General features: G+C 48.7%; 11 protein-coding genes. 6 read left to right on the top strand and 5 right to left on the bottom strand.

All coding sequences use genetic code 11. From position 1 onward, the window contains the following. Window positions 1-105: 105 nt before the first annotated feature. Window positions 106-1,470 (bottom strand): radical SAM/SPASM domain-containing protein, encoded by a 1,365-nt coding sequence (locus GWC95_RS06465; RefSeq protein WP_161817871.1) that lies wholly within the window; start codon window positions 1,468-1,470, stop codon window positions 106-108. A 118-nt stretch (window positions 1,471-1,588) separates the two neighbouring features. Between GWC95_RS06465 and GWC95_RS06460 the strand changes: the two genes are divergently transcribed. Together GWC95_RS06460 and GWC95_RS06455 are read left to right on the top strand one after the other, a co-directional pair. Further along, window positions 1,589-2,281, top strand: a complete 693-nt coding sequence (locus tag GWC95_RS06460; RefSeq protein WP_161817870.1) for a hypothetical protein — start codon at window positions 1,589-1,591, stop codon at window positions 2,279-2,281. A gap of 24 nt (window positions 2,282-2,305) precedes the next feature. Next, window positions 2,306-2,572: a hypothetical protein gene (locus GWC95_RS06455; RefSeq protein WP_161817869.1), complete on the top strand. Its 267-nt coding sequence runs from the start codon at window positions 2,306-2,308 to the stop codon at window positions 2,570-2,572. Between the two features lie 1,115 nt (window positions 2,573-3,687). Here GWC95_RS06455 and GWC95_RS06450 read toward each other — a convergent pair. Further along, entirely contained in the window at window positions 3,688-4,140 is a 453-nt protein-coding gene (locus GWC95_RS06450) for a DUF1810 domain-containing protein (RefSeq protein ID WP_161817868.1), read from the bottom strand. 24 nt (window positions 4,141-4,164) lie between these two features. Further along, window positions 4,165-6,009: a M61 family metallopeptidase gene (locus GWC95_RS06445; RefSeq protein ID WP_161817867.1), complete on the bottom strand. Its 1,845-nt coding sequence runs from the start codon at window positions 6,007-6,009 to the stop codon at window positions 4,165-4,167. 153 nt (window positions 6,010-6,162) lie between these two features. Between GWC95_RS06445 and GWC95_RS06440 the strand changes: the two genes are divergently transcribed. Continuing rightward, window positions 6,163-6,645 (top strand): asparaginase domain-containing protein, encoded by a 483-nt coding sequence (locus GWC95_RS06440; RefSeq protein WP_161817866.1) that lies wholly within the window; start codon window positions 6,163-6,165, stop codon window positions 6,643-6,645. Between the two features lie 14 nt (window positions 6,646-6,659). Here GWC95_RS06440 and GWC95_RS06435 read toward each other — a convergent pair whose 3' ends face one another. After that, a complete protein-coding gene (locus GWC95_RS06435; RefSeq protein ID WP_161817865.1) occupies window positions 6,660-7,268 on the bottom strand; it encodes a hypothetical protein in 609 nt (202 codons plus the stop codon). A 59-nt stretch (window positions 7,269-7,327) separates the two neighbouring features. Between GWC95_RS06435 and GWC95_RS06430 the strand changes: the two genes are divergently transcribed. Continuing rightward, the gene (locus GWC95_RS06430; protein WP_161817864.1) at window positions 7,328-9,790 is read left to right on the top strand and encodes a glycoside hydrolase family 95 protein; all 2,463 of its coding nucleotides are present in this window, start codon (window positions 7,328-7,330) and stop codon (window positions 9,788-9,790) included. A gap of 120 nt (window positions 9,791-9,910) precedes the next feature. Here the strand turns inward: GWC95_RS06430 and GWC95_RS06425 are convergent, their stop codons facing one another. Further along, the gene (locus GWC95_RS06425) at window positions 9,911-10,864 is read right to left on the bottom strand and encodes a YihY/virulence factor BrkB family protein (RefSeq protein ID WP_161817863.1); all 954 of its coding nucleotides are present in this window, start codon (window positions 10,862-10,864) and stop codon (window positions 9,911-9,913) included. Window positions 10,865-10,969: 105 nt separating this feature from the next. On the opposite strand from GWC95_RS06425, the gene xth reads away from it, so the two are divergent. Together xth and GWC95_RS06415 are read left to right on the top strand one after the other, a co-directional pair. Then, window positions 10,970-11,767 (top strand): exodeoxyribonuclease III, encoded by a 798-nt coding sequence (gene xth, locus GWC95_RS06420; protein ID WP_161817862.1) that lies wholly within the window; start codon window positions 10,970-10,972, stop codon window positions 11,765-11,767. An 89-nt stretch (window positions 11,768-11,856) separates the two neighbouring features. Next, window positions 11,857-12,465 carry an alpha-ketoglutarate-dependent dioxygenase AlkB family protein gene (locus tag GWC95_RS06415; protein ID WP_161817861.1) on the top strand — a complete coding sequence of 203 codons (609 nt, stop codon included), beginning with the start codon at window positions 11,857-11,859 and terminating at the stop codon, window positions 12,463-12,465. Window positions 12,466-12,512 lie beyond the last annotated feature (47 nt).

Below are 12,512 nucleotides of genomic sequence, written 5' to 3'. Positions count from 1 at the left end.
TGTGTTGCACGTATCGGGACACATGAATTTACACCCTTATCAGGGGCGCCCGGTAATGTACACCGTTTTTGGCTGCCCGGTTCGCAGGCAGCCCAAACAGGTTCGTCAATCGATCGTCTGTACTGTTTCGAGAAAAGATTCTTTCGTCGAAAGGTAAGAGAGCATCAGTTTTTCTTTGATGTTGAACTTATTGGAAGGGCACGCACGCATATCTTCACTCCAGGATTTCGGACAGGCACCGCCGCAGACCGGAAGCATCCGACAGGAAGAACAAGGAATACCGTCGTTTAATATCCGGTCGTTCCAATCGCTTAAAGGGCGCACATTTGTGTCGAGGGTTGGCGTATTTAGGTTACCGAGCACAAATCCCGATTCTACGTATTTCGGAACATAAGATACTTCTGTGCAATTAAAAATGTTGCCGAATGCGTCAAACATCTCCGAGGTTTGCGAAACCGCCAGGCAAACAGATTTGACACGCCCCGGAAGCAGGGAAGGCCTGAAGCCAACTTTGATCATTTCTATCAGCCAATCAATTTCTTTTTCTGCGAACTCCTCTTTTGTCAGAGAACCGGTATGCGCATCATTTCCCCAGGAATAAACACCGATAGGATAGAAGTAAGCCAATTTTTCTACGAAGCCATTGTCTGCCAGTAGTTGGATAAGCGGGCTCACTCCTTCCCAGTTCCGTTTGTCAACATTGCACCGGATGGAAAGCCGGTAATTTGCCTTTGTAAAATCCTCCCTGTCGATGATCGTTTTGAGGTTTTTGAATATAATATCAAACGTGTTCTCTTTTGATTTTGTATGGCGCCGCTGGTCATGGAACTCCGCGATACCATCAAGGGTAACCTCGAATTCGCGACAGCTGAGTTTCTGGGTCAATTCCTCGAATATGTTTTCTTTAAGGCTTAGCCCGTTGGTAACAATCTTGGCTGAATACTTAAGTTCGTGTTTCTCCGCAAAATCCATCAACAGGGCAGTCAGCTCCCGGATCTGGGTCATCCCAACCAATGGCTCTCCACCAAACCATCCTATGCGGAGCGCTTTGTGTTTTCCGGGTATGAATTTTTTTTCGAGACGTTGCAGGATCGAATCATATGTTTTATGCGGCAGGTTTTTCTTAACGTGCTCCTGCCCGCAGTAATCGCAACCCAGTTGGCAGTAAGCAGTAGGCTGGATCACAAAATAAAGAAGGGAATCGTCCTGTATGGTTGCTTTGTTCTCTTTGATAATCTCGGTCAGCTCATTCGCTTCGTCGGGTACAATAAATCCGTGTTTCGTCAGTTCATCCATTACATCGGACTCAATATCATCATATTCGCCCACCTGTAGCTGCCTGCAGATTTGGCTTGACAAAAGCAGTGACTGCCTGGACCTGGTAGAAAAGGCGATCTGTTTTTCGTATTCGATACCATTCTGGAACTCTGAAAAAGGATCAGTAAAAATAATGTAGTGAGATGTTTTCATAGCAGTTATATTTTCGAATTTAAAATACGTTTTTTATTTTATATTATTTTTTTTAAATGAAATATTTATTTTATACATTTGGTACAGATCTTGTTTCTTGTTATTCAAAGTGCGCCCGATGAAAAAGCTTGTTGTTTTATTACTAAATGTTCTGGGAACGTTTGCCTTGTTTGGACAGACGGCAGGAAGGGTAGGAAATTTGTTTATTGGTATGACCAAGGCCCGGATGATCGAGGCGGTAGGTTTACCTGTACGGATCGTGAATTCAGCGAAGCAGCCATCACAAGGGACGGGAGAAAAAGAGATTTTAACCCGATACCCAATCCCCGATACCACGGGTTTTGTTTACATTATTGAAAAGGAAGACAGCAGGAATCTTTATCGCTTCTTCGGGCGGGAATTGTTTTTTGAACTCGGGAAAAAAGGGATGGAGCCGGTTTTTGTTCCCTGGCTCAAAGGAGATGGGATTACGTTGAAAAACGTCTGCCTGGTATTCCGGAACGACAGGCTCATCATGATCCAGCCAGACGCCACACCCGAAGTTTATGAAAAGTTGGCGGCAGCCCATGCCTCAGCCGAGATTACAAACAGGGTGGATACCCTCGCGTGCAGAACAACGCCTGCGGCACCCAGGGAGACGAAGGTCGGGCGCACCACGATCATAAACTGGGAAGACGCTTCCTCCAGCGCGAGGTTGATTCACCGGGTGTTCATAGACAATGCCTGCCAAACAGGTGAACTGTATTCTTACGTGGTTCTTGAAAAAGGAATAAAGGACCTGATCCTTGATTCCAGGCAGAATAAAAAATAGATTTCGCATTATAAACTAAACTATATGACAAGGAAGCTCGGACACCTTATTGAAGCGCTAACCGGAAACCTTGGGGTTAATCATGTTCAGGATCTGCAAACCATTGTCACTGCGCGAGCCATCCTGATCATCGGAGGCTTTGAAAAGGAAGGCGAAAGCAAACCCAATGGAAATTGTTCCAACGAGTTTTGTGCATGGGGATATAATGGCAGCTGCTACAATGCAGGATGCGATGCATCTGGAAATGGCACCATCAATGATTCCTGTACCAATTCAGGTTGTACCGGTTAATGCCAACATGCCAGTTTGATAGACCTGGTGTTTTTTTCTGATTAAAATCCTTTCTATGTCTGGAAAAATAAACCTGCTGTTAGCAAAATTAAAAACAGGTGCGTTTGGAAACCTGTCTTCGGAGTGGAGACAAATTTCTCCCGGTATGGCCGTATTGTATCATGGTGGTTCCAATGAACCGAAACCGAATCCGGCGTGTAATAACGATGGTTGTACCTCAGGTTATAATACTGATTGTTCAAATACCGGGTGTTCGGCGTCAGGGGATTCAGGTACCACCAACGAGTCTTGCTACAATTCAGGTTGTTATTAATAGTCATCAACTCATCCGTAGTGCGCTTGATGATTCGATGGTGCCAACGCATTACCTGTCAATGTCTTTATCAAAATAAATACAATGAAAACCAAACTCACTCTTCTTCGTGAAAAACTTTATGCCGGTAACCAGGCCTTTACCGGGAGTTTCGTGAATCTCTCCGGTATCCGGGGAGGGCTTAATCCGCAGGAAACAGAACCTCCATGTGGAAATGATACCTGTAATAACAATTTCTGCAACGAGGGATACAATTTTAGTTGCGGAAACAACCAATGTAATGCAACTGCAACCGGAACCGATAATGCCGGATGTAACAACACATCCTGTTTTACCTAGGAAGATTGCTGTTCAACTATAAAAGTTTACGTATGCCGACCAAACTAACAAGATTGGCAGAAAAATTGCGGAGCGGTGCCGGGCGCCCGGCCGCAGATCTCGTGATCCTCACCTCGGTTTTAACGAGGGGTGGGTTTTCTGAAGGCGAGAATCCCAATCCTTCCTGTTCCAACCCTTCCTGCAATAACCGTGGTTGTGATTCCGGAATGAATGAATCGTGTACAAACGAGGCCTGTAGTTTTGCCGGAACGCTTGTTAATCAAAACTGCATAAACAATAACTGCATTCCTTAATCACAATAAAAAGACCGCTTACAAACCGCCGGCATCGGGATTAAAACAAATACCATGTGCAGCGGTTTTTTTGTTTTGGATTAATTTGGTGTACAACATCATATAAATTGATGCGAGGGTTCAATCACCACCACGCCTGGATTTTCATGCGGATACCCCAACTCGGTTTGTCAGTGTGGATCGTCTTTCAAGATCTGCAATGTCTTCGCGTCCCTCACTCCTTCAAAAAAAACAGCAAGCACTTTTTTGAATACAGCATGGTATTCGCTGGTCACAGAACTAAAAAGCGTCATCGACGATCTGAGTTTCATGTTGTCGGGTGATCCGAATACTTTTAACGCATCATTTTCCCCCGATTCGAGGAGTGCCTCACAAATCTCACGTAGCCGCGGGCCGAGTATGGGATGCTGAAGATAGGCGGATGCTTCGTTGCGGCTGCGGATGGCATACAATCTTGCATACTCACTGTTTCCCAGGCCCGCAACCTGCGGAAAGACATACCACATCCAGTGAGATGTTTTCTTTCCCGAGCGGATCTCTGAAAGCGCAGCCGCATAATTACGCTCCTGCGCTTTCAGAAATCTTTCGAGGTTGTAATTGTCTTCGGCGGCATTTGCTTCCATGCCCCAAAATTATGTCTTCCTGCGCTATGGTGTTACCTGGAACCAGGCATTACGCAAGGCAACCTGCGCGCTTGTGGCATTTCCATCAAGCTTGAGAATGTTGTACCTCTTCTGCGGCACAAACTGGATGGGTTGCTGCAGGGTTACGTGTTCGGATTTACCGTTTACGGTCCTGATCACTTCCATCGATAATTCGTCGCCGGGTTTTGCGGTCGCTGCGATCTTTGCAGTAACGGCGCCGAAATTTTTAGGGGTCACTGCGGTGCCGTTCACAGACACAACCGTATCTCCCTGCTGGTAGCCCATCTTCCTTCCGAAGTCGTCCGGCGTAACCATCGCAAAGTAAACGCTGTTGCCCGCGGCACGCGCACGGAAACCGCCGAAAGAGAACACTTGTACGGTGGTGTCTTTGGTCCAGCGGATACCCGTTGCATGAAAGATCTCTTCCAAAGGCAATGGCGTGTTGCCGCCAACATAAGTTTGCAGGAACTGCTGGATCTCTGGGTAAGTAAGTTTACCGATCACAGGAAAAAGATCTGCGTCTTTGAAAGGTTTGCCTTTTCCGTATTTGGCAGAAAGATCTTTGATCAGATCGATCAGGCCATATTTGCCACCGGAAAGCTGTCGCAGTTTTACATCAAGGCAAAGATTGATGAGTGCGCCTTTCTGGTACACGTTGCCATATTGTTTCTCATAAGCAGTGTCCAGAACGTTCTTGCTCATGAAAGTGAACGGGAGCGTATCGTTGAACTGCAGGCGAGAGCTCGTGATCTTGGTCCCCATCACTGAAAGAAAACGGTCCACGCTGATCAGTTTCGCCTGCAATTGCGCTTTGTGCGCGTGGTACTCGGTTGATCCTTCGTACAACCACAGGTGCTCCGACATTTTCGGATCCGTAAAATCAAAATACTGTATCTCTTCCGCATGCACACTCAATGGTGTAAGGATGTGGAAGAACTCATGCGCCGCCACATCCTTGAAATTCTGCGCGAACGCTTCGGGGTTGCTTTCTCCAAGACTGTAAAGCGACGAATACGAATGTTCAAGTGCGCCCGATGCGTTGGAGATCGGTTGTTTATCAAACAGGTAGATCAGGTACGCATATTTGTTCACCGGCAGTTTTCCGCCAAGGTATTGTACCTGCGCCCGGGTGAGACTGTCGAGCCTGGTAGCGAGAAACTGCGATGTGATCAGTTTGTTGGGCGAATAAACCGAGATCAGGATGTCTGCGCCCCCCACTTTAATGGTGGTGGTGTCGGGCCTTGTATACATGATCGGGTTGTCTGCCATTTCATGGTAGTTCAAACTGGTGAACACATCTTTATCGGAAGCATCGTCCGCATCCTTCATGGCCGTGGAGCCGTAGAAATCGGGTTTGTGTTTTACAGTGAGGGTGTAGGGCAGTTCTTCCATACCCGTAAAATAACCCATCACGGTGTAAGTATTCATTACGTAGGCTGTGTCGTGTTGCACACTGCTGCCGGTTGGTTCAAACACTTTTTCCTTGCGTGTCCTGTCGTCGAAAGTATCGTCTACTTTGTAGGTGACCTTCGCAAGTTTTTTGGCGTTGTCTATCTGCCAGCTATTGGCATCAACACGTGTTACCGTAAGTTCGTTCCCCTTGCTGTCGAAGGCTTTCAGCTCATTGGCAAAATGGCCGTAGTCGTCGTTCGAATACGTACCCGGAACGGTTTTGGGCAGGTGGAAAACGATGGAGTTTGATTTGATGGCGGGTGTGACCAGTTCAACCCAGAATTTATCATCCGAAGAATTGTTCAGGTCGATGGAATATTGATATCCTTTTGGTTTCTGCGCCATGGCCGTGTTCGACAGGAGAAGCACGGCAGCGATAATGATCAGGTTACGCATCGGTGAATTTTTGGTAAATGTGTTGAAAAAAACAGAGATCTCCTGCTAAAATCGGATGAATGGCAATACCCGCGCAACAAACAACCGCTCCGGCTTTGGCGCCGATTGTTTAATTTCGTGGGGCAACTGCAAACAGGATAACCCAAAACAATTATGGTACGCATCTTTATCACCGGCGGCACATTCGACAAAGAGTACAACCTGCTCAACGGCGAATTGTATTTCAAGGAAACGCATATGGATGAGTTGCTCTCGAAGGGCCGCAACCAGGTACCGGTAGAGATCACAACATTGATGCTGAAGGATAGCCTGGATATGACGCAGCTCGACCGCGAGCTCATTGCCCGCTGGTGCGATGAATGCGAGGAAGACAAGATCGTGGTTACCCACGGAACCGATACCATGACGGAAACCGCGCGTGTACTGGCCGGCAAGGTAAAAAACAAAACGATCGTATTAACAGGGGCGATGATACCGATCAAATTCGGCAGCTCAGACGGACTCTTTAACATCGGCTCAGCAATGGCTTTTGCGCAGGCGCTGCCCAACGGTGTTTACATTGCCATGAACGGGAAATATTTTGATTACGATAAAGTGAGGAAGAACAGGACCACGGGTATATTTGAAGCAGTATAACAGGCACGGTACATTCAGAATCCCATTTTTTTCAGGGCGATCCTTACCTCCGCAGCCGTTTTGTATTTTGCTTTCGATCTTTTGTTTCCAATGGTTCCTTCAAACCCACTTTCCAGTTTTTTACTGGGCCCTTTTAAAAACAACAGTCTTTTGGGCGGGTGCAGCAGATCGGGTACATCGTAGATGTGCGTCGCATAGAATTCTCCCCATACCCTGGCGCCGTTGTGTTGTACGGTGTTCCTCGTCATCACTATGATTTCTTTTTGTGCATCAGGGTCTGCGTTGGCAAAGAATACGGTATCTATAAACACCGGCCCTCCATCCTCATAAAATGTATCTATTAACACGCGTTCATAACCATTATCATTATGCGGAACCAAGATGTAGCCGTTCACTATTTCCGACTCTGCTGAAACCAGTTTTTCAAAATAGATGACCACGTTCCGCGAGCTGTCCCATTCTTTCGTTTCGATTACATGGTAAGGAAGCTTGTCCTGCCGTGCAATCCTTTTCACAAAAGCTTCCTCGCGCTCCCCCTTGTACCGCGTAAATGGCTGGGCGGGGAGGGAACCTGCAACAAGCAGGAAAAAAACCAACATCACCGGTTTTGGGAATAGGAACATGATGATTAAATATACAGAAGTTGTAGTTTAGTTCATTGCTCTACCATCAATTCAAAACCATGCTCCCAAAAAGATCTTTTGTTGTTTGCCTGCTGCTGGCCTTTTTCCATCTTTCCGCGCAGCAAAACCCGATGAGGCTCTGGTACAACAAACCCTCGCAGAACTGGAACGAGGCCCTGCCCGTTGGAAACGGCAGGCTGGCCGCCATGGTGTTTGGCGATCCTGCAATGGAACGCCTGCAACTCAACGAAGAAACCGTTTGGGCCGGCGAGCCGGGCAATAATGTTCCTGAAGACAAATACGACAGCATCCGGCAGATCCGCAAACTGATCTTTGAAGAAAAATACAGGGAGGCGCAGGACATGTCGAACCGCGTTTTCCCAAGGGCCGCACCCGCCAACAGCAACTACGGAATGCAGTACCAGCCCGTTGGAAACCTGTTGATCCGCTTCAAAGGGCACGATGTTTCATCGGAATACAACCGCGCATTGGATATTCAAAATGCCATCGCTTCCGTAACCTACAACAGCAACGGCGTGCAATACAATCGCGAAGTGATCGCTTCGCTGGCAGACAATGTGATCATGGTGAGGTTAACCGCCAGCAAACCCGGGAGCATCAACTGCGAGGCGTTCCTCAACAGTTTGCATACTGTCAAGAACATCCGTGTTGCAGGAAAACAGCTCAGGCTTTCCGGTACGGGCAGCAATGCCGACAACAAAAAAGGAAGGCTGCAGTTTGAAACATTTGTGCTTCCCAAAACAGAGGGCGGAACCATCGCAGCAACCGATAGCTCGCTGGTGATCAGCCATGCAGATGCAGTTACGTTTTACATCAGCATCGCCACCAATTACAAAAATTACCACGACATTTCGATCGATGCCGCTGCAAAAGCGGAGCGGATCCTGAAACAGGCATTGCTTAAAACATTCGCCCGGTCGAAAGAAGAACATACCAGGATCTACCGGAAATATTTTGACCGGGTGAAACTGGATCTCGGCAACACAACGCAATCGGGCAAACCAACCGATCAGCGTGTGGCCGAATTCGGTTCGGGCAACGACCCGCAGCTCGTATCGCTGTATTTCCAGTTTGGCAGATACCTGATGATCTCCGGTTCGCAACCCAATGCAAACCCCACCAACCTGCAGGGCAAATGGAACGATAAGTTGACGCCGCCATGGGACAGCAAATACACCATCAACATCAACACCGAAATGAATTACTGGCCCGCGGAGCCAACCAACCTCAGCGAGCTGCACCGGCCCTTGTTCGAAATGCTGAAAGACCTTGCCGTAACGGGGCAGGAGAGCGCCCGGAAATTATACCATGCGCGCGGCTGGAACGTTCACCACAACACCGACCTGTGGCGCATTACCGGACCGGTGGATGGCGGATTTTACGGCATGTGGCCGATGGGCGGCGCATGGCTCTCGCAGCACATCTGGTATCATTACCTCTATACGGGAGATAAAAATTTTCTCAAGGAAATGTACCCGGTACTCAAAGGCGCCGCTACGTTTTATGTTGATGTTTTACAGGAAGAACCATCTCAAAAATGGCTGGTGGTTGCGCCGTCTATGTCGCCTGAAAACACTTACCAGGGCGGTGTGGGTATTACTGCCGGCACTACAATGGACAACCAGCTTGTGGCCGATGTTTTTTCAAATGCCATCGCCGCGGCGAACATTTTGAAGACGGATACACGGTTTGCAGATACATTGCTGAACATGCAGAAAAGATTGCCACCCATGCAAGTTGGGCAGTTTGGCCAGTTGCAGGAGTGGTTGCAGGATTGGGACAAGCCCAACGACAAGCACCGCCATGTTTCGCATCTCTATGGGTTGTATCCTTCAAACCAGGTCTCGCCTTACCGCGATCCTGCACTGTTCCAGGCGGCGCGTACCACACTCGTGAGCAGGGGAGACCAGTCAACGGGCTGGTCGATGGGCTGGAAAGTAAATCTCTGGGCGCGATTGCTCGATGGTAACCATGCGTACAAATTGATCTCTGACCAGTTGCGGCCGGCGCCGGTGGAAACATCTGGGCAGAACGGCGGCACCTACCCCAATTTATTCGACGCGCATCCACCGTTCCAGATAGATGGAAATTTCGGATGCACATCCGGTATTGCTGAAATGCTTGTTCAGTCGCACGACGGCGCGATCCATATCCTGCCCGCACTGCCCGATGCATGGCCCGATGGAACCGTGTCGGGCCTGGTAACACGCGGCGGTTTTGTGATCGATGTTACCTGGGTGGCGGGCAAACCAAAAACGGTTAACATCAGGTCAACACTCGGCGGCAATTGCCGTTTGCGGTTTTACGATGAGGTTAATGTGAAAACGAACACAAAACTGAAGGAAGCAGCGGGCCCCAATACCAATCCATTTTTCATGGCACCGGAAGTGAAGCGGCCCCTTGTGTCGCCAAAAGCCCCATCGTCTGCTGCGCCGGTTGCAAAGGTGTATGAGTATGATATGGGTACGAAGGTGGGCGGAACCTACCGGATCGATTTTTAATTGAAAGGAATTGTCTTACGCCTTTCCCAAATAAAAAGCCCCGTTAGTTGGCGGGGCATAGAATCTATTGGGTTGGTAACGTCGTATCACGCTGTTGTTATAAACGTGAAAGTTTGTTCATTATTGTTTGGACCGTTCTTTTTCCTGTACCGTTTTCTTTCCTTCTTCCACCTCCACCTGCCTTACGGTAACCGCGAACTGGCTGGGATGGATGGGTTCTCCGTACAATACGGCCCATGCCTTCGTAAACTCGGCGCCGAGGAATAATATGATGGATGAATAATAGATCCACACGAGCAGCACCACCAGCGATCCCGCTGCGCCGTAGGTGCTGCCTACTTTTGCCTGGGAAACATAAAGCGAGATCGCAAATTTGCCTAGCATAAACAAAACGGCGGTTACGAGTGCGCCGGCCCTTACATCTTTCCATCTGATATTTGCATCGGGCAGCACTTTGAAGATCACGGCGAAAATGAGCATGCTGATGCCAAGCGTGAGCAATAAATTCACCACATAAAAAAGCGCGACGGTAACGTCGGGAAACCGCGCCTGCAGACGGTTGCTGATGGCCTCAACGATGCCGGTGATGGCGAGCGATACAAGCAACAGGAAGCCAAGGCTCACGATCACCGAGAAGGAGAGGAACCGGTCTTTCAGAAATTTCACCCATCCTTTTTTGGGTTTCGATTTCAATCCCCAGATCTGGTTGATCGAATCCTGTATCTCGGCAAACACCGATGTGGCGCCGATCAACAACGCAACACCACCGATCACAGCCGCCCACGTGCTCTTGCCGCTTAACGATGCATTGCGGATGATCTCCTGTAACTGTGCGGCGGTGTCTTGTCCCACAAACCCTTTCAATACCTCGTACACTTTCCCCTGCGCGCTTTCTGCCCCCAGGAAGATCCCGCATAAAGAGATAATTACGATCATCAACGGTCCCATCGCAAAAACGGTTGAGTAAGCAAGCGAACCGCTTAATTTGATGACGCGGTCTTCTCCCAGTCCCTTAACGGTATTGCCCAGGATCTCTTTGATGCCTTTGAAAGTGAGTTTCTTTTTTTTCGTCATGGTAATGGCGCGGGTACTGGTGAATAGCCGGCAGACCAAACCACCCGCTACCAATTCCGTTCCACCCCTTTCTCACCACGGTATAAAAATTGAAGGGAGGAGGTCATGCGCATCGCTACATACAATGTCAATGGGGTAAACGGCCGGTTACCGGTTTTGTTGAAATGGCTGAAAGAGACTTCGCCGGATATCGTGTGCCTGCAGGAGCTAAAGGCGCCGCATGAGAAATTTCCTTTGGCGGCGATAGAGGATGCGGGGTACAATGCCATCTGGCACGGCCAAAAATCGTGGAACGGTGTGGCCATTCTCGCAAAGGGGATGGAGATCAAAGAGCTCCGCCGGGTATTGCCCGGTGATCCCGAAGATGCGCACAGCCGGTACATCGAGGCCATTGTTGGTAACATGATCATCGGCTGTTTGTATTTGCCGAACGGCAACCCGGCACCCGGGCCAAAGTTCGATTACAAACTTGCCTGGTTCAAACGGCTACACAAACACGCGCGTGCTTTGCTGAAAAAAGAATTGCCGGTGATACTGTGCGGCGATTACAATGTGATCCCGACAGACCTCGACGCCTACAAACCAGCACACTGGAAAAACGACGCATTGTTTTTTCCTGAATCAAAAAAAGCCTACAAACGGCTGGTTGACCAGGGCTGGACAGACGCGCTCCGCGAACTATATCCTGAAAAAAGCATTTATACATTCTGGGAGTATTTTTACAATTCCTTCGCCCGCGATGCCGGCATACGCATCGATCACTTCCTGCTCAGCCCGCAAGTGGCAAAAAAATTAAAGAAAGCCGGCGTAGACAAACAGGTACGCGGCTGGGAGAAAACCAGCGACCATGCACCGGTGTGGATCGAACTGGGCAGTGGGTTCAAGGCGAAAACAAAAAGCTGAAGGAACGATTACACAAAAAGATCCTGAAGTTAACAGGCATAAAATGCTAAAATAATTAGCAATTGTAAAAAACTCCCTAACTTTAGGGCATGAACCTGTTCAATAATTTTGTGCTTTTTGATGAGGGATGCCGCGAATACATCGACTACAATCTGCCGGATGCGGAACTGAAGTTGTGGCGGCAGTTTTTCGGGATCTCGGAATCGGATCATTATTTCAAGACATTTCTGTCGACTGCGCCCTGGAAACAGCGGGAACGGAAGATGTATGACAAGATCGTTCCCGACCCCCGGCTCACCGCGTTCTATGGCATCAAGGGAGAACCGTTTACGCGCGAGTTGCTCGAGATCAAAGAACGGGTTGAGGTTACGAGCGGCTGCAGTTTTAATTATGTGCTGCTGAATTACTACCGGGATGGGCAGGATTCTGTTTCCTGGCACAGCGATACATTGCCCTCGTCGGGTAAGCACCATGCCATAGCTTCCGTTACGTTTGGCGAGCGCCGCGTGTTCAAGGTGCGGCACAAAACGGATAAAACGTTTACCCAGCTTGATATACCGCTTACCCATGGCAGTTTCCTGCTGATGGGCGAAACCATGCAGAACCATTATGAGCACCATGTTCCCAAAACGGCCAGGAAGATCGGGCCGAGGATCAATCTCACGTTCCGTGTCTCCGATAATCCATCGCTTTATTGAAATGGTTAAAGCCCGCGCAAAACAACGGCCCGGAACAGGCATGCGCA

This window comes from Sediminibacterium roseum (assembly GCF_009939005.1).
Taxonomy (GTDB): Bacteria; Bacteroidota; Bacteroidia; order Chitinophagales; family Chitinophagaceae; genus Sediminibacterium; species Sediminibacterium roseum.
The sequence above is the reverse complement of the archived record's forward strand: the minus strand, read 5'-3'. Positions and strand labels throughout refer to the sequence as shown.